Below are 22807 nucleotides of genomic sequence, written 5' to 3'. Positions count from 1 at the left end.
GAAAAAGTAAAATGACCACACGACCATCAATACAATATTCCTGCTACTTTACAAGAAGCAGAACGGGGGAGCAGTTTGTGCCAGAGCATGCGATTGGGTATATAGTAGCAGGTGCATTCGAAGTTAATGACGGCGTAGTTAGCAAAGTCTTCAATAAAGGTGAACTATATTTTTGCCGTAGAAATCAACTGGCGAAATACACAAAGTATCCGGAAGAAGGAGGCGAGTTCAGATCGGTTTCTATTTTCTTCGAACAGGAAATGCTGAGAGAATTTAGCATTGGGTTTGGTCATAAATCGAATAAGGTTATTGAAACTCCTGCATTTCAACAATTACCTTCAAGCTCTGTGCTGGCGCACTATATGGAATCACTGCGGTCTTATGAAGATGTATTTAAAAACAAAGGAACAAATGAACTGCTGGCGGTAAAACAAAAAGAGGCTTTGTTGCTGTTGCTGCAAATACAACCTGCATTGAAAGATGTTCTGTTTGATTTTTCAGAACCCGGTAAGATAGACCTTGAAGGTTTTATGAACCGGAATTTTCATTTTAATGTTGATCTCAAAAGATTTGCTTATTTAACGGGCAGAAGTCTATCCACGTTTAAACGCGATTTTGAAAAAATATTCCACATAACACCGAGTCGCTGGTTATTACAGCGGCGTTTGCAGGAAGCGCATTATTTGCTGAAAGAAAAAAGGCAGACAGCTTCTGACATTTATCTCGATCTTGGTTTTGAAGATCTATCGCATTTTTCCTTTGCATTTAAAAAACAATATGGCGTTGCGCCGTCGTTGGTCTAACGTAATAGACCCGGCAGGCTGAGAGGCTTCGATAAATTTATCGGGGCCTTTTTTATTTATAAGTGCAAAACTTTACAACCAAACAATATGCAGTGATGTTATAAAACGCTGAAACCTTATCGCGCGAAGAATATTAGGGAAATAGTTCTCACCCTTGAAAGTTGTAGCAACATGTTTGCGGAAATCAAAAAGATCTAAGGATGAGAAACTTATTATTACCTGCAATTTTGGTGCTGTTGTGCAACACTTTGTGTGCGCAATATTACGGAATGGATAGTGTTACCTTCGGTAGTTCCAATATCAAAGCTGTGATTTACCCGTCTGCGGCAAAAAGAATAGCCGGCAAAAAGTATCCGCTGATGATTCATTATGAAGGTGCAGATCAGGCAGAAAGTATGCTTTCGTCTGTCTTTGGTGCCGGTTTCCCAAGGCAGGTGATGAACAACAGAATTATAGGAACTGTAGCAGATAGTATCATTCACGTTTGTCCGTTAGCGACATCGCCTGGATCTTTAAAGTATCCCTCCATGTTTAACCAGGTGATGGACTATTGCCTCGGGAATTTGCCCATTGATACTTCTAAGAACAATCAGGGAATGTATACGCAAGTTTGTGTAGATGGCATTGGGCAAGGTGCTAGCGATACCTGGGATAACCTCGCGTGGTACACAACGGGCAATGGTGATTTAAAGTATATAAAAAAGATAGGTCATGCCGTTTTCATTTCGACGCCCAATTTGTACCCCGCATCAGAAGCCTACATCAATTACCAGTTCACCAACACAAAATTTTTACACGAACAAAATACAAACGGCTGTTGTCAGTACGGCCCTGCGCAAGGCATGAGCAGCACGCTGAACAAAACGACTGGTGCGATTAGTACGTTCACGCTGTACACTATGTCCGGCAATGGATTCAACAACTTCACATGGGATAGCATGTACTCTCCATTTGGCCGCGACACGTTGACGAATATCTACAGATGGCTACTAAACAGTGCATCGCAACCTGCACCAACGCCGGCTCCATACTATGGCATGGATAGTGTAACATTTGGCAGTTCTAAAATTAAAGCGGTTATCTATCCAGCATCTGTCAGGCGTATACCCGGCAAAAAGTATCCACTGATGATTCACTATGAAGGGGTGGATCAGGTTGGCGCAATACTTTCTTCCGTGTTTGGCGCAGGTTTTCCAAGGCAGGTGAAGAACAACCGCGTTCAGGGAACAATTGCCGATAGTATTATTCATGTTTGCCCATTATCAACAAGCGCTGGTTCATTGAAATATCCTTCCATGTTTAACCAGGTGATGGATTATTGCCTTGCTAATTTGCCCATCGATACAGGCAAGAGTAATTACGGAATGTATAAGCTGGTATGTGTAGATGGTATTGGCCAGGGGGCGAGTGATGCCTGGGATAATCTTGCGTGGTACACAACCGGTAATGGAGATTTGAAGTACGTCAAAAAAATAAGTCATGCTGTTTTTATGTCTATACCTAATCTGTATCCGGCATCCCAGGCCTATGCCAACTACCAGTACACTAACACAAAATTCTTTCACGAGCAAAACACAAACTCCTGCTGCCAGTATGGGCCTGCGCAAACTATGAATAGCACGCTCGCACAAACGAAAGGAGCCCTCAGCACATTTACTTTGTACACAATGGCGAACAACGGGTTTAATAATATTACGTGGGACAGCATGTATTCGCCGTTTGGTAATGACACCATTACCAATATTTACAGATGGTTGTTAAATAGTGCCAAGACGGAAGCACCGCCCGTGGCTTCGGCGAAACTAAAAGTATATGAAAGCAGCTTGTATGATTTGTCAGGTCGAATCAATCATAAAGACAGACCCTTTAATTTTTTTGATGGTTTTGAAACAATTGATCCTAAAAATGGAAACGTAGATTTTGAGGCACAAACTGTTTTGGACGAATTGGGAAAACCAAAGCAGGTGAGAGGTGACACGACAAACTCTATTCCGGGTTCGGGAAGAGATGCTGCCTATTTCTATGGTGAAGGCAACAAGTCTCTTGCTTACGGAGGCTATTATTTTCCGGGCAAACGAGGAAGGTGCATAGTTGTAGATCTTGCTAATGATCCATCTGTAAAACATGCATTGATCACACATGGAAAGAAATTCAACATTACAGATGTTTATGGTTGGGAGAAAAATTTTGAGCAGGGCGACAGTTTGTTTTTCTACAACTTCGATAATGTAATCGAAGAAACCGATGTGCGAAAGATACCTTACATGATCAGCAGGCCGGATAGTATGCTGAAGCCCTTTGCTGTGCTGATTACGAAAGGTGGCACATCTTCTGTCGGTGTATGGCGCAATGTTTCCGGCATTGCAGACAGCATGCGTTATATAATGATCCGCAACACACTTCAACAACGGAGCGGCTACACGTCTACTGCATATTTTAATGAAATCGTTTTTTATGGATCACCAAGAGGAGATAGCACCTCCAAGCCCGCAGGTTATACAGGTCCGTTGCCGGTACAAAAAACATTATTCGATAAATCCGGTGTCAATACTGGTGTGCAGATTGATACGAATGTAATGAGCATTGTAAAAAATATTCGCCAGTATGTAAATGTGGATTGGTACGACACAGATACAGCTGCTGCTACCAAATACAAACAGCTTTTTAATGCAGACTATTTTCCCGGCTATTTAAACTGGAACCAATACTGGACGCCTCACAACAGAAACCATTGGCTTGCTGTATTTGGCGCATCAAAAAGAGCCGGTAATGAAATGAAACAAAGTGTAAGAAACAATATCGATACGCCTTATGCTGAGCCCGGTGATTGGTTACACTACATTTCACACGGCAGATTATTTTATCAGCTGGCATACAAGTGGGGCAATAACAAATCGCTGGATGGCAGTAAATACAGATGGTTCAACGATGTTACGCTTTCTGGTTATGCGCAAGACTGGCACCCGTTTTTAGAATTGGGGAATGAAGATGATACTTATGAACCTCCTGCCATATCTGCTGCGAAGCTGATCATGGCCGTCAATGGAAACAATAAGTATCTGGGTGATACACTCGGCATCAGAAATGCAGATCCTCGAACAAAGATTGTTTATGCAGGACAAACATATCCTGATACATTCCGTATTCGTACAGTAATGATGCTTGCTTATGCAATGATGAAAGATACGACCGTGAGGCTTTTTGACGTGTTTAGTTATCACGACTATAGCAGGTTGATCGATACTGTTTCAGGAATTGTCGGTCCTACCTATGAAGAGCAGATTGGTAACGGTGGTATGATTCCTGAAAGAAACAATTGGTACAAAGAGAGTAGTGGCATCGCAAAATTTATTTGGAAAATAACAGGCGATACAAGTATAAAAACATGGAACACAGAATATGGCTTTGATAATTTTTCTGTGCGTCCCGGCACCACAGATCAACTTGCCACTAACTGGACGACAACTTCCGTTCCAAGAATTACAGGGTATGATTCCGTTCAATCGAAAAGCATTGTAATGATGCGTATGGAACTTATAATGGGTGCAAGCGAACTGGATGGATTTACTGAGTTTAACGCACATAACTCAAACCTTGATCCGACCAATCACGTAAGCAAGAATTTTTACACAACAGGATGGGGTGGTGGAGATTATAGTTTGTCAACGAAGTTTACCAATTACTATGCGAAGAAATGGATGTATGAAAGAATGGGAGGTTATGCCGTTGACAGTGTTATAAGTGCCGACGGTACTGGTTTGTGGGAAATCAAATGGAGGAAGCAATCTGAACCCGATTCCGTGATGTTTTCTATTTGGAAAGGAAGCGACAACGCAACTAAAATAGATTACGACGATGTGAAAATAGAAGGTGTTACTTCGGGCACCACAAAAGAAGTTTATAATTTCTCCACCAAAACTGCAGATGTGACGCCGATTAAGAAGAATGATTCATATAGCTTTAGTGTAGTAGAAATGCCTGTGTTCATTTTTGCTAAAGAAGCCGCTCTGAATAAAGCAAGGATAAGATTTAGGAATAAAAAAGATCACTGAGTAAATTATTCTAAACAGATAATTTACTGAAAGTTGACATTCAGGGTAAATAGCATCCTCAGTACACCTGGGCGTGCTATCGAATGTCAGGCATTAATCTTGACAATTTTTTTGATCTATATTCCGTTTACAAACAAACAACGGACATTTGTATTATAAAAACCCATTACCGATAAAATGATTTGGATGAGAAGTTTACTAATACTTAGTGTTTTAGTGTTGTTTTGCAACACTGTATCGGCTCAGTATTATGGAATGGATAGCGTTACAATTGGCGGGTCGCAAATCAAAGCACTGGTTTATCCGGCTGCAGGGAAAAGAGTGCCCGGTAAAAAATATGCGTTGATGATCCACTACGGAGGTGTGGCGCAGGCAGGCAGTCGGCTTTCGGTTTTGTTTACCGCCGGTTTTTCGCGGCAGGTCATGAACAATCGCGTACAGGGAACCATTGCTGATAGCATCATACATGTTTGCCCGCTCGCTTCATCGCCTGGTGCTTTAAAATATCCCTCCATGTTCAATCAGGTAATGGACTATTGCCTTGGAAGCCTGCCCATCGATGATGCAAAGAATGAAAATGGTATGTACAAATTTGTGTGCATCGACGGTATTGGGCAAGGCGCCAGTGATGCGTGGGATAATCTTGCATGGTACACTGGTGGTCATGGCGATTTGAAGTATACAGGTAAAGTAAGCCACGCGATTTTTATTTCTATAACTAACTTATACCCCGGAGCCCAGGCATTTGCCAATTTCCAGCATACAAACACCAGATTTTTACACGAGCAAAATACTGATAAATGCTGCCAGTATCTACCCGCACAGGCGATAAGCAGTAAGCTTGCCGAGATGCCCGGTACCTACAGTTCATTTATTATGTACAACATGGCAAACAACGGCTTCAACAATGTTACATGGGATAGTGTGTTTTCTCCGCTTGGTAATGACACTGTTACAAACATATATCGTTGGTTACTGAATCGCAGCGGCTTTAAAACTCAATTGTTTTTTTCCTCTGCAAAGATCAAAGTGTATGAAAGCAGCTTGTATGATCTCTCAGGTCGTATCAATCATACAGACAGACCCTTCAATTATTTTGATGGGTTTGAAACTGTCGATCCCAAGAACGGCGACGTGAAATTTTCGGAGCAAATGGTGTTGGATGAACTTGGAAAACCTAAGTTAGTAAAGGGCGACACGACAAACCCTGTTCCTGCATCGGGAAGAGATGCAAGTTATTTTTACGGAGCAGAAAATGGCGATCTGGCATTTGGCGGATATTATTTTCCGGGGAAAAGAGGACGATGCATTGTGATCGATCTTGCCAACGATCCTTCTATAAAACACGCTTTGATAACGCATGGAAAGAAATTTAACATCACCGATGTTTATGGGTACGAAAGAAATTTTGAACCTGGCGACAGTTTGTATTTTTACAATTTCGATAAAGTAATTGAGGAGACTGATCTAAGAAAAATTCCCTACATGATCAGCAGACCCGATAGTACGTTGAAACCATTTGCTGTTTTGGTAACACGGGGTGGTACATCAGCAACGGGCGCATGGATAAACGTTTCCAACATCGCGGATAGCATGCGGTATATAATGGTTCGCAATACACTTCAAAAAAGAAAGGGTTACACATCGACAGCATTTTTCAATGAGCTGGTTTTTTACGGGGCTCCTAGAACTGAAGGAACGCAAAGGCCCATAGCCTATAGCGGTCCGCTGCCTGTACAAAAAACGTTGTTTGACAAAGCGGGCATCAATACAGGGGTGCAAATAGATACAAATGTTTTGGGCATTGTAAAAAATATACGCCAGTATGTAAATGTTGATTGGTACGACACTGACACGGATCCCGCAACAAAGAATCGGCAGAGTTTTAATGCAGATTTTTTTCCCGGTTATTCAAAATGGAACGAATACTGGACGCCGCACGCATATAATCACTGGCTTGCTGTATTTGGCGCTTCTAAAAGAGCTGGAAAAGAAATGAATAAAAGTGTGAGAAATAATATCGATAAACCATATGCAGAACCTGGTGATTGGTTGAATTATATCTCACACGGTAGATTATTTTACCAACTTGCTTATAAGTGGGGCAATAACACAACATTGAACGGTTCTAACTACAGATGGTTCAACGATAAAACGCTTTCAGGCTATGCACAAAACTGGCATCCATACTTGGAGCTTGGCAATGAAGATGATACTTATGAACCGCCTGCTGTGTCTGCTGCGAAGCTGGTCATGGCCGTAAATGGTAATCGTAAATACCTTGGTGATACACTAGGTATTCGCAATGCAGATCCGCAAACAAAGATCATTTATGCAGGGCAAACCTATGCCGATACTTTCCGCATAAGAACGGTAATGTTGCTTGCATACGTCATGATGAAAGATACAACCACAAAGCTTTTTGATGTGTTCAGTTATCATGATTACAGTCGCTCGCTTGACACTGTATCAAATATACTCGGACCTACCTACGAAGAGCAACTTGGCAATGGGGGGATGATTCCGGAAAGAAATGACTGGTACAACAAATGCAGTGCTATAGCAAAATACATCTGGAAAATAACAGGCGACACCAGTATCAAAACATGGAACACAGAATACGGTTATGATAACTTTTCGGTGCGTCCCAAATCTACGCAACAACTGGCCGGGATATGGACAACAACTGCGGTGCCAATCATCAAAGGCTATGATTCGGTTCAATCAAAAAGCATTGCAATCATGCGCATGGACCTTATCATGGGCGCAAGCCAGCTCGATGGATTTACAGAATACAACGCACACAATTCCAATCTCGATCAGACGAATAATATAAATGTCAATTTTTATACCTCAGGTTGGGGCGGAGGTACCTATGGTTTATCAACAAAGTTTCCGAACTACTTTGCAAAGAAATGGATGTACGCAAGAATGGGCAACTATGTCGTAGATAGTGTTATAAGCAGCGATGGCACAGGATTGTGGCTCATAAAGTGGAGAAAGCAAAATGACAGTGACTCTGTAATGTACTCCGTTTGGAAAGGCAGCGAAGATGGTAGTAAGCTGACAAGAAATTTGCCAGTCACAATTTCACAAGGCGCCACTAAAGAGGTGTATAATTTCTCTAAACAAACTGCAGATGTAACTACGCTTACGCAAACGGATTTGAATAATTTTACCGTAACAGAAATGCCGGTTTTTATTTTTACCAGGCAAAACTTTGGAAGGAGTTCACTAGCAGGAATCAGGAATTAGAAGTTAAAATTTAGGATTGACGTATGTTTTTGATCAGGAAGTCCGTAGTTGACGTGGAAAGATCAGGCAACTGTTTTTATTTTCCAAAACAACTTGGCCAAACACATTAATGCTGATTTCGTAGAGTCTACTGTCTTGCCAACTCCTTAATATCGCTGACTTCTAAGATGCTCTTTTCATAGCCTTTCGTAGCGCTATTGATCATTGCAAGTGCGAGCTCGTGGATCGTGTTGCTGTTTTTCGGAAACAGCACTTTAAATACAGGGAACAATGCTGCAATGATTTTATAATAGCCCTTAATATTTTGTTGGCCCTCTGTTGGCTTCATTAAGCCGGGACGGAAATTGTATATTTTTCTGAAAGGAAGTTTCATCAAAGCATTTTCTGCTTTGCCTTTTACCCGCGCCCACATGATCTTGCCTTTTTCGGAACTATCCGTATGACTGCCTGAAATGTGGCAGAAAACCATAGATGGATTTGCCCGTAGCAGCTCATTTGCAAACACCATTACTGTGTCGTAAGTGATGCGACTGTATTGTTGTTCGTTCAATCCGCGTGAACTAATACCGGCGCAATAAAAGCATGCGTTGTAGCCGTTGAGTTGTTCGCGAACATTATGAATGTCAAAAAAATCGTGAAGAATCAGTTCTTTTATCTTGCCATTGCGAACACCTGGGTAAGGTCTCCTGCTAATGATCAAAATTTCGGAAACAGCTGGGTGAGCAAGGCACTCAAGTAAAACACCTTCGCCCACAAGGCCCGTTGCTCCGGTTAAAATTATTTTTAGTGACATGCAGTTTCAGTATGAGGTCGTGAAAATAATATTCAATGTAACTATTATTTTTCAACAAAAAGAATAGCAGTATCTTTTGGCATAATAAACAGAAAACAACATCAGGATGTTCACAATCGATCAAATAAAACAAGCACATTCAAAAGTGAAAAGTGGTGCAGATTTTCCAGCCTATGTTCAGGAAATAAAAACACTGGGTGTGCGGTTCTACGAACATTATGTAAGCGATGGACATATCGAATACAAAGGAGAAAATAATTTTTCCCTATCGGCAGATGCCTGGTGGGCTCCGGCGCAAATAGCATCGGAAGGCAGCGTAGATGCATTAAAACATGTGTTAAAAATCCATCAGCAGGGGCAAACTGACTACATGACTTTTTGCAAACAATCAGCAGAAGCAGGTGTGAATGTTTGGGTTGTAGACCTGGTTAACATGACATGTATTTACTATGACAAAGCTGGCAATGAAATGGTTGTAGAAGCTATACCATTGCCCTGACCGGACCTTAGAAACAAAGTTGATACAATAAACTTCAGATAGTTTTTACATTCGCATTAGTAAAAGTATTTTGAATGACCATTACCGAACTATTACACAATCCCTGGCCATGGTATGTTGCCGGGCCGTTGATCGGATTAACCGTGCCAGTGTTACTCATTCTCGGCAACAAATCATTTGGCATCAGTTCTTCACTAAGACATATTTGCGCCGCCTGTTTTCCTTCTAAAATTCCTTTCTTTGAATACGACTGGAAAAAAGAGCGATGGAACCTATTCTTTGTAAGCGGCATTTTCGTTGGAGGAATTATTGCAGCATCTTTATTATCCAATCCGTCACCCGTTGCAGTGAATCCTGCTCTTGTATCTGACCTGGCTCGCTATGGTATTACCGATTATCATTCACTTGTGCCCGTCCAGATTTTCAACTGGCAATCGTTGTTGACAGCACGAGGCCTGATCCTTATGGCGGGCGGCGGTTTTCTTGTTGGCTTTGGCACCCGCTATGCCGGTGGTTGTACAAGTGGCCATGCCATCATGGGCATTTCCACATTGCAATGGCCATCGGTTGTTGCAACGGTTTGCTTTATGGCCGGCGGCTTTATCATGGCGAATCTTATTCTTCCTTTCATTCTTGCATTGTAAAAAAGAAATTTAATGGAAACAGAAACTATCATAGAGACTGAATTCAATACAGATTTTGAAGTACGTTCTTTAGATACCATTTGCATAAATGAAAGTCATTTGCAACATAAATGGTATCACAATATCAAATACCTCATCGTAGGTATTTTCTTCGGTATTGTATTCGTGAAGGCAGAGATCATTAGTTGGTTCCGTATACAGGAAATGTTTCGCTTGCAATCCTTTCATATGTATGGGGTAATAGGCAGTGCTGTTGCCGTTGCGATGTTGTCGGTTTGGTTGATAAAGAAGTTCAACATCAAAACTATTTACGGAGAAAAGATTGAGTTTCACAAAAAGCCGTTCAACAAAGGGCAAATTTATGGAGGCCTTTTGTTTGGCTTTGGGTGGGCACTTACTGGCGCTTGCCCTGGCCCTTTGTTTGCGCAGATAGGAACAGGTGCAACTGTTATCATAGTAACATTGCTGAGTGCCATTGCGGGAACATGGGTGTATGGTAGGTTCAGAGACAAGTTGCCGCATTAGGATGGGCTTCGGGTGGAACATCGGTGAATACCAGTTGTGGCGAAAGTTTCCAATCAAACAAGATTTCTTCTGCAAAGCAATAATAACAAAGACGACAATATCAATACTCACAAGTCGTGGAAAGCCGCGGCCAGGAATTATTTTGTTTTGTAAAATGGCGTTAAGTTATAAGAGTGCATAGTCAATATTCAGGAGCGCGGTTAACAAAGATGTGTTTAACTTCAAGTTTCTCATTCATTCAAATATCAAATTGCCATATGCTGAAAACTAAAAAAAGATTGACCTTATTGGTTGCAATGTGTTTGCTCCGTATTGTTACAATAGCCCAAACCTCCGATAGAAACAAACTCGCTCCAACGCCGCCAATGGGCTGGATGTCGTGGAGCTTTTTCGCAGAAAAGATCAGTGAGCAGGGCGTGAAAGAGATGGCTGATGCAATGGTCTCCTCCGGCATGGCGCAGGCGGGATACAAGTATATTTTCATAGATGATTGCTGGCAGGGTGGAAGAGACAACCGAAACAACATAATTCCTGATCCAAAAAAATTCCCATCGGGCATAAAGGCACTCGCAGATTATGTTCATAGCAAAGGATTAAAACTTGGTATTTATTCAGATGCTGCACCACTTACCTGCGCAGGGTTTACTGCGAGTTTGAATTTTGAAGAAAAGGACGCAAAAACATTTGCATCATGGGGGATTGATTATTTAAAGTATGATTACTGCGGCGCTCCTGAAGATTCTGCAACGGCAAAATTGCGCTATAAAAAAATGGCAGATGCATTGTCTCACAGCGGCCGTGACATAGCGCTGGGTATTTGTGAGTGGGGTGACAGGCAGCCATGGAACTGGGCGGCAAATGCAGGCGGAAGTCAATGGCGTATGGCCGGTGATCTGCGTGATAAATGGCAATCCAAACCCGGCGAGCCCGGCATGTCCATTATGCAGGTTGTTAAAACAAATGGCGATTTGGCCGCATATGCTGGCCCGGGTCACTGGAACGACCCTGACATGTTGATGATTGGACTATACGGTGTAAAAGGTCCCTCTGCAGATCTTGGCGGCACAGGTTGTACAGATGTTGAATATCAGAGCCAGATGAGCTTGTGGAGCATAATGGCTTCCCCGCTTATTGCAAGTAACGATTTGCGAAACATGAGTCCGCAAATCAAAACAATTCTTACCAATGCAGAGGTGATTGCAATTGATCAGGATGTATTGGGGAAACAAGGTATTAGAAAAGTGAGTGATGAAGTGTGGGATATATTTGTAAAGCCTTTGGCAAACGGTGATGTTGCCATTGCGGTCTTAAACAAAGACAACAACGCAAGAGACACAAAAATAAACTTCGTTGATCTCGGTATAAACGGCAAATGTTTAATAAGAGATTTGTGGGCGCATGCAAATGTCGGCACTGCATCTTCCTGGAAGGGAAATGTGCAAGCGCATGAAACAAAGATGTTCAGGTTGACAGCGAAATAGTAAGTCGTAAGAAGAACGCAGGTTTTCATGATTTAAGCAGATTTGAGATCGTGTGTTACCTCAAAATCAAATTTTAAATGAAAAAATCTTGACAAATCATGACACTCATGAAAATCTGCGTTTCGTTTCGCTACTTTCTCTCGAAGCTTGCGAATAAAAAATTCTGCTCAGTATTAAATGGTGTTGTGTGATTTTCAAACAGGTGATTTGTTAGTGTAAATCCGGTGCCAAAAGTTTCCTGCAAAGTTTGAGGAGTATATTGATGGATCGTTAAACCGCTACATTTTAAAGGTCCCGCCGTTGAGAACGTGGCGATCATCATTTTGCCATTTGGCTCAATATATTTCTCTGTAATGGCAATATACTTCGCAATGTCAGTTGGATCGGTAAGAAAATGAAATGCGGCTCTGTCGTGCCATACGGCAAATTTTTCTGCTGGTTCGAAATCAAGAATGTTAGAGACAACAAATTTTACTTTGTATGCCTTATCGCCCAATCTCTCCTTTACCCGCTCAATTGCCGCAGCAGAAATGTCAAGCACTGTAATGTTTTCATAGCCCTCTTCCAACAAAAAATCCGGCAGCATACTGTCCCCGCCACCGACATCAATGATTGCCGCTGATTTCGGAATGTTCCATGATTGTATTGTCTTCAAAGACGTCGCCGGAACTGCTTGCGTCCAGCTTACTTCATTTGGTTTTTTTGTTTGATACACCTTTTCCCAATGCGCCTTTAAATCCATGTTCTAAATTTTTACAAAGTTAGGTAGAGAGAACAGAGATTATCATGATTATCGAAGATTTGAAATTAGAGTTTCAATGTCGTTTAGTTAAGGAAAGGGCGCCAAAGGTTAATGCCATACGGGCAATAATGTTCAGGTTACGGCGATTTTTATTGATGTTTTTTCCCTACGGGAAAAGTTCTATTGCACGTAGGGCGTTAATATCAATAGAAAATATTACGGAGGAGCTTTTTGTCCGTAGGACATTAATATGGCAAACGGCGATATCGCCTAACCAAACGACATTGAATTAGAGATTAGATGGTATGAAAATCACGTGCTCCTCCTTCCATTTTCAAATTTCCATATTTCCATATTTTCAAATTGCTTTCTTTTCCCTAATCTTACACCTTAAAATTTTATCCTTGCAACTTTCAGAAGAACAGATATTATCCCTTGCCCCTGATGAATCTTCGAAGAAAAATGGAAAAGCATTGGCAACACTTTCCAAGTGGGTGTCAAAAGGCGCCAACGAAAGAGCGCTCTGGGGCGAGTGCCAGGGCAGCGGCAGCAAACCTTATCAAACACAAGTTGATCTTTCGACAACTTCCTTTAAATGTTCCTGCCCCTCACGTAAATTTCCCTGCAAACATGGGCTTGGCTTGATGTTGTTGTATGCAAAAGACAAGCTTTCTTTTACAGATACCACAATGCCCGGCTGGGTAGATGAATGGATAGGGAAAAGAACCGAGCGCCAGGAAAAAAAGGAGACAGAAAAAGAAAAGCCTGTTGACGAGGCCGCGCAACTCAAGCGGCAAAAAGCAAGAGAACAAAAGATCGCCGACGGTCTTGAAGAATTAATGTTGTGGATGAAGGATGTTGTGAGCAATGGCATTATGAATATTCCAGAAAAAGGAACAGCAACATTTGAAAACATGGGCCGTCGTTTGATTGATGCGCAAGCCCCCACGCTTGCCGGTATGGTGCGCACCGCCGGAAATATCAACTTTTATGCAGAAGGCTGGCAATCTGCGTTGCTCGATCAACTGTCACGCATTTATCTCGTCGCTACCGGATATAAACGAATAGAGACACTTGATCCCATGCTACAGCAAGACATCCGAACGTTAATTGGTTTTTCACAAAGCCAGGAAGCGTTGCTCGAACAAACAGGAGTGAACGATCATTGGCTGGTGTTGGCAAAAGAAGTTTCAGAAGAAGACAACATAACAACAGAACGATATTGGCTGTATGGCTTGCATACGCAACAAACAGCCCTGGTACTGCAATTTATTGTAAGAGGACAAGGCGGGCAATTAACACTGATGCCGGGTGCATGTATTCAGGCAGAGCTCGTTTTTTATCCATCCGTGTTGCCGCTTCGTGCATTGATAAAAAAGCAGATCGCTTCAAATGATACAACGTCACCAAAGGCTTATAAAGATTGGGATGAAGTGTTCGAAGCTCAGGCGCTTAATTTCAGTAAGCTGCCATTCAAAGGTTATTCGCCTTATATTGTAGAAAATGTGCGGCCGGTGCTGCATAATCAGCAATGGCATTTGCAGGATGCAAAAAACTGTTTGATGCCATTAAAAAAAACATTCGATAACATTTGGCTCCTGTTGTCATTGAGTGGAGGTGACTATACCACCATGTGTGTCATTGGGGCAGAGAAAACTTTTACGCCATTAGGCATGTGGTACAATCAAACATACAAGGCGCTTTAAAAATATTTTTACATGCAGTTTTGGAATCACATTATACAAGTTGCATCGCTTGGTACAGGCAAGCAACAGGCGGATGTTGCAGAAGCTGAAGAATCTTTACAGCCGGCATTGCAGCGCATTAATGACAATAATCAAATAGATCACGAAGAACGTTTTTTGCAAATAGTAGCGCTGGCTTTTAACTATCGTCAGTCCGGCGCGTCATTGGTGCCGGATGAGAAAACGAGCATTGAAATTGCATCGCCTGAAGAAAAAACTTATTGCCCTTCCGCCGCACTTTATTTGTTAAGTGAAATAATAGATGCGGAAAGCAACGGATTGTTGGAGATTTGGCTGAATGTATGTGCCGGCAAAGGTTTTATTGTTCCGCCAGAGCTTATTCCATCGCTGTTTGATATCGCTTCGCAAAATAAAAAATTGCAAACCATCATTGCGAAATGTTGCGGCAAGCGTGGCGAATGGTTGATAAGCTTTAATCCTGACTGGAAATTTTCCACAAGTGAAAGTGATGAAGAGATATGGAACACGGGACTGGCCGAACAACGCAGACTCGTGCTCATGGAAATGAGAACAACAGACCCTGCAAAAGCAAGACAATTATTGGAAGAGACCTGGGATAAAGAAGACGCCAATACGAAAGCTTTGTTTTTATCTGTTTTCGGAAATGGGATAAGTGAAAAGGATATTGATTTCCTTGACAAATTGAAAACAGAGAAAAGTAAAAAGGTAAAGGAACTTGCCTTTGCGTTACTTAAAATAATACCCGCGTCTTCCGTTGTTCGTGAATATGTACAAATATTGCAACAGGCTTTGCAGGTAAAAAAAGAAAAAGCATTGCTGGGGCTTGTTTCGAAAAATGTCTTGCAGATACAGTTGCCTCAAATAAGCAGTTCCGTTTTTGAAACCGGCATAGAAAAGTTAAGCAATGTAAAAGAATTGAGCGATGACCTTTTTATCGTACAACAGTTGATGGCCTATGCGCCGCCATCTGAAATAAAATCGATGTTGCAATTGTCTTATGAAGAGATTGCAGACTTGTTTTCACATCAATCTCCTTCCTTGCTAACGGCGTTTGGCACCGCTGCCGTGCGTTTTAAAGATCTTGATTGCTTTCGCGTGGTTGTAGGCAAAGACAAGAACACTTTTTACACAGATGCGCTTCATTTGCTGCCTCCGGCAGATGCCGGTGATTACGGCTTTTCATTTTACAATTCCCGGACTGGCACAGAAGCAGTGAGTGAACGCAACAATCTCATCAATGCAATTACCGCTGCAAAAGTTCCTCTTGATGAAGCATTTTCTGTTGCTGTTGTCGAGCATCTCGCCGGTAATATGTATATACACAACAGAAAGTTTTTCAGTACATACATTCACTTGTTTCATCCGGCAATGATCAATGCCGTTGATAAATTCCAACCGAAAGAACAATATTTGCAATCGCAATGGGCAAACATGGGGGACTACATAAAACACCTGATGCAATTGCGTTTACAGATACAATCATCATTTATACATAAACCTTAATCAACAATATTATGTCAACCATACTACGCCAACACGCAGAGCAATTATTCGCACAGGAACTTGAGGAATTGGGGAAATATGATATGGGCAAACGTCCGGCCAACTGGAAGCTCACGCCGCAAGCTGTAGTTACTTATCTCGTAGGAGGTAAACTTAACAATGGTTTTGAAGTAACGCCCAAATACATCGGCAGCCGAAAGCTGATGGAAATTGCTGTGGCCACACTTGCCACAGACAGGGCATTGCTTTTGTACGGTTTGCCAGGAACGGCGAAAAGTTGGGTGAGCGAACATCTTGCAGCGGCCGTTAGTGGCGACAGCACCATGATCGTTCAGGGAACTGCAGGTACGAGTGAAGAAGCCATTCGTTATGGATGGAACTACGCACGTTTGCTGGCAGAAGGACCTTCTGAAAAAGCATTGGTAGAAACGCCTGTAATGCGTGCCATGAAAGATGGTAAATTGGTAAGAATAGAAGAGTTGACGCGTATCGGCGCAGACGTGCAGGATACGCTGATCACCATACTGAGTGAAAAAGCAATGCCCGTACCGGAGCTCAACATTGAAGTGCAGGCAACCAGAGGGTTCAATGTAATTGCAACTGCCAACAATCTCGACAAAGGCGTGAATGAACTGAGCAGTGCATTAAAGCGTCGTTTTAATACGGTCATACTTCCCGTTCCCGATTCTATTGAAGAGGAAATGGATATTGTAAAACGTCGAGTTGAAAGCTATGAGAAAGTTATGGAGCTGCCTGCAGAACCACCTGCATTGGAAGAAATAAGACGCATCGTGACCATCTTCCGCGAACTTCGAAACGGCGTAACCATCGATGGTAAAACAAAAATAAAAATGCCGTCAGGTACATTGAGCACGGCAGAAGCGATTTCTGTAGTGAACAATGGTCTGGCAATGGCCGGTTATTTTGGTGATGGAAGATTAAAAGCAAATGATTTAGCTGCAGGCATCATTGGTGCTGTAATCAAAGATCCCGTTCAGGATAAAATAGTCTGGCAGGAATATCTTGAGACAGTTGTAAAAACAAGAGATGAGTGGAAGGATGTGTATCGTGCATGCAGAGAACTGATTTAGGAATTAGAAATTAGGAATTAGAAATAAGTTGCTAGTTGATAGTTGTTACACTTCAGTTTTGAATAGTCGCCATTAAAGGCCAACAACTAACAACCAACAACTCAAAGCTCATTTTCAACTTTCAACTTTCAATTTTCAATTAATGCAAATACTTGGCATACGCCATCACGGTCCAGGTTCGGCACGAAATGTAAAAGACTTCCTTGAAGAAATGAAGCCCGATATCGTATTGGTAGAAGGACCGCCGGACGCAAATGATATTTTACAATGGGTGGGAAAATCTGATTTGCAACCACCTGTGGCTATACTTGCATATCAACCCGAAGATCCGCAGCAGTCATTGTTTTATCCATTTGCTGAGTTCTCGCCGGAGTGGCAGGCTATATTGTACGCACGCAAAAACAACATACCCGTGCGCTTTATGGATTTGCCTGTAATGCACTCGATGGCCATAGAAAAAGAAAGAATAGAAAAAGCAAAGACACAAGGGCAGGAGCAAAAGAAGGAAAACGAGGTGGCTGAACCAACTGCTATTGAATCTGCTGATGCAACTGCTGCAGTCGAAGGTGATGAAAAAGCAGTTCCACATTTTCCTATCGATCCTATAAGCCATTTGGCCAATGCTGCCGGCTATAGCGATGGAGAAAAATGGTGGGAAGTAATGTTTGAGCAGCGGCTCAACAATGAAGCGATATTTGAAGCAGTAGGCGAAACAATGCAGGAACTTCGTGAGGCTTTTCCCAAAGAAAATGATGCACGTGAAAAACTCCGTGAAGCCTATATGCGCAAGGTCATTCGCGAAGCAGAAAGAGAAATGTTCACAAACATTGCAGTGATATGTGGTGCGTGGCATGTGCCGGCATTGACAAACATGCCAAAGCAAAAGGAAGACAATGAATTGCTGAAAGGTTTACCAAAAGTAAAAATACAATGCAGCTGGGTGCCATGGACATACGATCGCTTATCTTTTGAAAGTGGCTATGGTGCAGGAATTCAGTCCCCCGGATGGTATGAGCACTTGTGGCACTATCCCAAAGATGACGGCACAAGATGGATGAGTAAAGTAGCCGCACTGTTCAGGGGAAAGCAAATGGACATTTCTGTTGCGCATGTGATAGAAGCGGTGCGACTTGCTGATTCACTCGCGGCATTAAGGCAATTGCCACGGCCCGGATTATATGAGCTGAATGAAGCTACATGGAGCGTGTTGTGCAATGGCGAAAATATTTTGCTGAACCTTGTTCGGGATGAATTGATAGTAAGCAATAAGATAGGTGCGGTTCCTGAAGATGTTCCCAAACCTCCTTTGCAGGTCGATATTGAAAAAATACAGAAGCGTCTGCGCTTGCCGCAAACCGCAGACTGGAAGGACTATACTTTGGATCTGCGTAAAGAAAATGATCTCGAACGAAGTATATTCTTGCATCGTCTGCTGATATTACAGATCAACTGGGGTGAGAAAACGCACAGCAGCAGCAAAGGAACATTCAAGGAAGCATGGCGCGTTCAATGGAGGCCTGAATTGTCTGTAGATATTGTGGACAAAGGAACCTGGGGCAACACGGTGGAAGAGGCAGTTTCGTCATTTTTAATAGATCGTTGTAAAAGTAGTTCTTCATTACAAGAAGTCGCGGGGCTGTTACAATTGGTGATACCGGCTGAGTTGACAGGTGCCGCATCGTTTGTGGCAACGCATATCGCCAACATGGCGGCCGCAACCAACGATGTACTGGAACTGATAAAAGTAATTCCAAAACTGGCCGACATTGTAAGATATGGAAACGTGCGGCAGACCGATACAGACATGATCTTATCATTGCTAACGAGCATGGTTACGCGTGTTTGCATTGGTTTGCCGGCGGCTTGTTGCGGCGTTGATGAAAATACTGCGACGGCGATTACAGATGACAGCCTGAAAATAGAACACAGCATTCAACTCCTGAAGCATCAGCCTTTTCAGCAGCAATGGCAGCAATGCCTGCAGCAAATTGCATTCAATGTACAGGCCGCACCAATGCTCAGAGGCTTTGCTGTTCGCCATTTAATGGATGCCGGTGCAATGAAGGAAGAAGTGCTGTACAATACATTTTATAGCAGCATGAGCAAAGCCGTTCCGCCGCCGGAAGCAAGTGCATGGCTGGAAGGATTCCTGAAAGGCAGCGGTACATTATTGCTGCTCGATGAAAACCTCTGGCAGATGGTAAACAACTGGGTAACTCAACTCAACGAAGAGGTGTTTACGCAATTGCTGCCATTATTGAGAAGAACATTTGCCGTTTTCTCCAAACCCGAAAGAAGAAAAATAGGAGAGAAAGTGAAGTTTGAAGGCAGTGGTATAACAAAAACCGGTACGCAGATATCAATCAATAAAGAACGTGCAGAAACTGCAATTGGAGTAGTGATGGAACTGATGGGATATTCGAGTAACTGAGTAACTGAATAACTGATTAACTGAATTAACTGAATAATGGAATAACTGAATGACTGAGTAATTGTAATGAAAGATGAACATTCAAGTTCAGTTATTCAGTCAGCCTGGAAACAAAAAAGTAGAATTTAAACAACCATCTTATGCCTTTTTCACAGCAGCAAATAGATGATGTGTTAGCACGTGCGGAGTCTGAGAATTTGACCCTGTTTGCATTTCATCATCTCCTTAAATCAACGGACTTTAGACAACATCCGACTATCCTTGGCATTGTTGATTATCTCACAGGTAGAGCAAGTCAGTTGCCTGTTGTTCAGTACGATGCGTCTGTGTATGTAGTAAATGTTTTTTTGCACCTCTTGGAAAATATCGAAACGCCATCTGTTAACGATCATCTCATTTTGGATTTGGTTACTGCCCCTGCTTTAGACGCTTACATGCAGTATGCTTTTCATCAATTTCTGTTGGGTTACCTAATAAAAAATGATACCGATTCAGCCATTCAGCACGCTATATATTGGATGAAAAAAACAAGGGGATCTGAAGAAGATATTTTTAAAGGCTGTATTTTTTATTTGGGTTTCGATGATAAAACAAGCAAACCAATCTTCGCAAGTCAAAGCATACAGCGTTATGTGGTAGATTATATAAAACAAAGCAAACTGTTTATTTCTCCTTTTGATCATAGAGGACTGCTTGTTGCTATTAATGACGAAACATTTAGTAAGGCCAATCAGATGAAAGCTTTTTTTGTACTGTTGGATGATATCAGACCTGAATTTGCAGAAAGATTTGTTGAGTATTTGTTATTGAGGAAAATGGAGGACGGTATTAAATTCGTAAGTGTATTTAGAAACGGTATTTATTTGCAACGGGTTCAAAGCAGGCTGCAGGCTGATGGGGTCAAATACGGAGATGAGCGGTTTGACGATTTTACAAAGGCGCTCACGCTATACGAATTGGATTCCAAAAAGTACAGAGATGCTATGCTGTTTCAATCCCGCAGTTATCTGGATTACTATTTGGGGCTTCCGAAAAACGAGCCCTACGGTTCACAATATTACGCGAATAGTCCGCTTCTGTCCGGGTTAACCCATTTCAGTACTTTTAGCTTGTACATTGTATTTGAAAACGATAGAAGTGAAGGCCTCGCATACCTGGAAAAGATAAAAGAAGCAAAAGCTTTTATACAGGATCAAACACTCACGGTTATTGCTCATTATTTAAACGAAGATGCTTTGCCTTATTATCAACTGGCACTGCAGTCTGATGGAGGTATTGATTATTACAGAAGTGTTTTAGCCGGACTGGCAAAGCATTTTCCAATAGAATCACAACTGCCCTTGTACTGGAGCTTTGTTAAGCACAAATCAAAACCCTTGCGGGCACAGGTTGCCTCTCTTATTGTAGCCAATGATTCGAAGGCAGAAGAAAAAGCAATCGAGTTGCTGAATAATAAAAGTGCCGATGCCCGTCAAACGGCTGCGCAAATACTTTCAGCTTTCTCTAGCCCTGCCGCGGAAAATGCGATTAAGCAGGCTTTGGGCAAAGAAACAAATGATGTGGCCCGCGATATTCTGTTGCAAACAATTGCCGGAAGCCTGCCGGGGCAAAGCTCCTATGCGGTTGTCTCGGAGATGGTTGATTCTGCAAGAGAAAGAGGAAAGCTGAACAAATCGGTAGAAGCGTGGTTGATTGAAGACGAGTTACCGTCGCTGCACTATGAAAGTGGAAGCGAAGTAAGCAAGGAGGAACTGCGGTTTTTGCTTTACAGAATGAGCCGTGTAAAAGACATGCGGTCTGATATTGAAGCAAAATATTTGTTGCAATTGATTGATCGTGTTACGGCTGCTCCATTTGCCCTGACACTTATTAAACTATTCATTGAAAAAGGCGCAAAGCCCGAGCATAAATATCTAATGACGCTCGCAGGTCTTTTGGGCGACGATACCGTGGTAGATAAAATTCGCATTACCACCGATAAGTGGATAGATGAGAATCGCTACAAGATGGCTGAGTATGGCGTTGGTGCGCTTGCTATACAAGGTAGCAACAAAGCCTTGCGCTGGGTGGAATGGTACAGTCGAAAATACAAAGCTAAACGTGCGAATGTGGGCAGTGCTGCTTTGGCTGCTTTGGAAACTGCGGCGGAGGAACTGAATATTACCACGCATGAATTGGGCGACCGTATTGTTCCCGACTTTGGCTTTGATGGTTTATTCAAACACTTTGCAGTGAACGGAGAAAACTATAGGGCATTTATTGACAATAAATTCAAAATAGCATTCTTTAACGACGACAATAAAAAGCTGAAAACAATACCCGCTGCGGCGGACGATACAATAAAGGAAGAATTTAAAAGCATTGCAAAAGAAGTACGCGACATAACAAAATCGCAGTCTTCAAGGCTCGAGTATTATTTAGTTATCCAGCGAAAATGGAGCTTTGCACAATGGCGCCGTGCATTTCTGGAGAACCCGGTCATGTTTATTTACGCGACGAGATTGTTGTGGGGCGTATATGATGAAGCGGGCAATTTGCAACAGGCATTCTATTGCAACGAAGATACTTCTTTGCAGGATGCCAGCTATGATGATATAGAGCCCGGCGATAATGCACGCATTGGTATTGTACATCCAACGCAGTTGCCCACAGAAGATCTGCAACGATGGAAACAACATTTTTATGATACCTCTGTGGATGCTATTTTCCCTCAGCTTGAAAGGCTAGTAGTCAGCCTGAATGAAGATGAATTAACAAAAACTATTTCCTCGAAATACGATGGAAAGCTTATGAAAACTGGCTCGATCAGATCAACGTTGGAAAAGCATGGCTGGCATAAGGGAAGTACCGGAGACGGTGGCTACATTGAATCATTCAAACTATTGTACGACGAAAAAAATATAGAAGCGGTGCTCGAAATAGAGGGAGTGAGTGTTGTGTATGGATTTGGCGGTGATGAAAAGTTAGGGAAGTTGTATGTGTTGAACAGAGCAATAACGAACAATTCAAAATGGTATTCACCGAAAGGTATGGATGATGAGGCTTTGGTAGCATTTAAAGAGTTGCCACCGATTTTTTTGAACGAAATGTTCGCGTCGATAGATGCGATTAAAGTGTTTGAGAGTAATTGATAACACTAATTATTGTAAGATGGTTTGTATTAAGACAATAGTCATTTTGTGGAGTTTCGATTGTGAGCCGGGCGATAGAATAGGTATTAAACATCGTTGCGTCGCACTCTTCGACTGTTAGTTCTTTAAT

The 22807-nt window shown here is 42.2% G+C and carries 14 protein-coding genes; 12 read left to right on the top strand and 2 right to left on the bottom strand.

The window, feature by feature from the left end; genetic code table 11:
- Positions 1-11: 11 nt before the first annotated feature.
- The 3 genes from QJ048_RS14750 to QJ048_RS14740 all read left to right on the top strand — a co-directional run bounded on the left by QJ048_RS14750 (position 12) and on the right by QJ048_RS14740 (position 8110).
- Positions 12-803 (top strand): helix-turn-helix domain-containing protein, encoded by a 792-nt coding sequence (locus QJ048_RS14750; protein ID WP_282335149.1) that lies wholly within the window; start codon positions 12-14, stop codon positions 801-803.
- Between the two features lie 200 nt (positions 804-1003).
- A complete protein-coding gene (locus QJ048_RS14745) occupies positions 1004-4855 on the top strand; it encodes a hypothetical protein (protein ID WP_282335148.1) in 3852 nt (1283 codons plus the stop codon).
- A gap of 186 nt (positions 4856-5041) precedes the next feature.
- Positions 5042-8110: a hypothetical protein gene (locus QJ048_RS14740; protein ID WP_282335147.1), complete on the top strand. Its 3069-nt coding sequence runs from the start codon at positions 5042-5044 to the stop codon at positions 8108-8110.
- 127 nt (positions 8111-8237) lie between these two features.
- Here QJ048_RS14740 and QJ048_RS14735 read toward each other — a convergent pair whose 3' ends face one another.
- Positions 8238-8903 (bottom strand): NAD-dependent epimerase/dehydratase family protein, encoded by a 666-nt coding sequence (locus QJ048_RS14735; RefSeq protein WP_282335146.1) that lies wholly within the window; start codon positions 8901-8903, stop codon positions 8238-8240.
- A gap of 106 nt (positions 8904-9009) precedes the next feature.
- Between QJ048_RS14735 and QJ048_RS14730 the strand changes: the two genes are divergently transcribed.
- From QJ048_RS14730 to QJ048_RS14715, 4 genes are all read left to right on the top strand, one after another.
- Entirely contained in the window at positions 9010-9402 is a 393-nt protein-coding gene (locus QJ048_RS14730; protein WP_282335145.1) for a DUF1398 domain-containing protein, read from the top strand.
- Positions 9403-9476: 74 nt separating this feature from the next.
- Positions 9477-10046, top strand: coding sequence for a YeeE/YedE family protein (locus QJ048_RS14725; protein WP_282335144.1), 570 nt, complete (start codon positions 9477-9479; stop codon positions 10044-10046).
- Between the two features lie 12 nt (positions 10047-10058).
- Positions 10059-10571: a DUF6691 family protein gene (locus QJ048_RS14720; RefSeq protein ID WP_282335143.1), complete on the top strand. Its 513-nt coding sequence runs from the start codon at positions 10059-10061 to the stop codon at positions 10569-10571.
- A gap of 257 nt (positions 10572-10828) precedes the next feature.
- Positions 10829-12052 carry a glycoside hydrolase family 27 protein gene (locus QJ048_RS14715; RefSeq protein WP_282335142.1) on the top strand — a complete coding sequence of 408 codons (1224 nt, stop codon included), beginning with the start codon at positions 10829-10831 and terminating at the stop codon, positions 12050-12052.
- A 130-nt stretch (positions 12053-12182) separates the two neighbouring features.
- Here QJ048_RS14715 and QJ048_RS14710 read toward each other — a convergent pair whose 3' ends face one another.
- Positions 12183-12794 (bottom strand): methyltransferase domain-containing protein, encoded by a 612-nt coding sequence (locus tag QJ048_RS14710; RefSeq protein ID WP_282335141.1) that lies wholly within the window; start codon positions 12792-12794, stop codon positions 12183-12185.
- Positions 12795-13198: 404 nt separating this feature from the next.
- Here QJ048_RS14710 and QJ048_RS14705 point away from each other — a divergent pair, with 404 nt between their 5' ends.
- The 5 genes from QJ048_RS14705 (at position 13199) to QJ048_RS14685 (ending at position 22677) form a co-directional block, all read left to right on the top strand.
- Complete coding sequence (locus tag QJ048_RS14705; RefSeq protein ID WP_282335140.1) at positions 13199-14500, top strand: SWIM zinc finger family protein; 1302 nt, start codon at positions 13199-13201, stop codon at positions 14498-14500.
- 12 nt (positions 14501-14512) lie between these two features.
- Positions 14513-16024 (top strand): DUF5691 domain-containing protein, encoded by a 1512-nt coding sequence (locus QJ048_RS14700; protein WP_282335139.1) that lies wholly within the window; start codon positions 14513-14515, stop codon positions 16022-16024.
- An 11-nt stretch (positions 16025-16035) separates the two neighbouring features.
- Positions 16036-17115: an ATP-binding protein gene (locus QJ048_RS14695; RefSeq protein WP_282335138.1), complete on the top strand. Its 1080-nt coding sequence runs from the start codon at positions 16036-16038 to the stop codon at positions 17113-17115.
- A gap of 142 nt (positions 17116-17257) precedes the next feature.
- On the top strand, positions 17258-19546 hold the full coding sequence (locus QJ048_RS14690; RefSeq protein ID WP_282335137.1) for a DUF5682 family protein: 2289 nt from the start codon (positions 17258-17260) through the stop codon (positions 19544-19546).
- A gap of 140 nt (positions 19547-19686) precedes the next feature.
- Positions 19687-22677 carry a DUF4132 domain-containing protein gene (locus QJ048_RS14685; RefSeq protein ID WP_282335136.1) on the top strand — a complete coding sequence of 997 codons (2991 nt, stop codon included), beginning with the start codon at positions 19687-19689 and terminating at the stop codon, positions 22675-22677.
- Positions 22678-22807: the final 130 nt, after the last annotated feature.

The organism is Pinibacter soli (assembly GCF_029961145.1).
Lineage (GTDB): Bacteria > Bacteroidota > Bacteroidia > Chitinophagales > Chitinophagaceae > Pinibacter > Pinibacter soli.
Note: the sequence above shows the minus strand (reverse complement) of the source record. Positions and strands in the feature narration are given on the sequence as shown.

Bases quoted from the DNA above. Each gene is read 5' to 3' on its own strand.
- QJ048_RS14750 (WP_282335149.1), top strand. From the start codon at position 12: ATGACCACACGACCATCAATACAATATTCCTGCTACTTTACAAGAAGC.
- QJ048_RS14745 (WP_282335148.1), top strand. From the start codon at position 1,004: ATGAGAAACTTATTATTACCTGCAATTTTGGTGCTGTTGTGCAACACT.
- QJ048_RS14740 (WP_282335147.1), top strand. From the start codon at position 5,042: ATGAGAAGTTTACTAATACTTAGTGTTTTAGTGTTGTTTTGCAACACT.
- QJ048_RS14735 (WP_282335146.1), bottom strand. From the start codon at position 8,903: ATGTCACTAAAAATAATTTTAACCGGAGCAACGGGCCTTGTGGGCGAA.
- QJ048_RS14730 (WP_282335145.1), top strand. From the start codon at position 9,010: ATGTTCACAATCGATCAAATAAAACAAGCACATTCAAAAGTGAAAAGT.
- QJ048_RS14725 (WP_282335144.1), top strand. From the start codon at position 9,477: ATGACCATTACCGAACTATTACACAATCCCTGGCCATGGTATGTTGCC.
- QJ048_RS14720 (WP_282335143.1), top strand. From the start codon at position 10,059: ATGGAAACAGAAACTATCATAGAGACTGAATTCAATACAGATTTTGAA.
- QJ048_RS14715 (WP_282335142.1), top strand. From the start codon at position 10,829: ATGCTGAAAACTAAAAAAAGATTGACCTTATTGGTTGCAATGTGTTTG.
- QJ048_RS14710 (WP_282335141.1), bottom strand. From the start codon at position 12,794: ATGGATTTAAAGGCGCATTGGGAAAAGGTGTATCAAACAAAAAAACCA.
- QJ048_RS14700 (WP_282335139.1), top strand. From the start codon at position 14,513: ATGCAGTTTTGGAATCACATTATACAAGTTGCATCGCTTGGTACAGGC.
- QJ048_RS14695 (WP_282335138.1), top strand. From the start codon at position 16,036: ATGTCAACCATACTACGCCAACACGCAGAGCAATTATTCGCACAGGAA.
- QJ048_RS14690 (WP_282335137.1), top strand. From the start codon at position 17,258: ATGCAAATACTTGGCATACGCCATCACGGTCCAGGTTCGGCACGAAAT.
- QJ048_RS14685 (WP_282335136.1), top strand. From the start codon at position 19,687: ATGCCTTTTTCACAGCAGCAAATAGATGATGTGTTAGCACGTGCGGAG.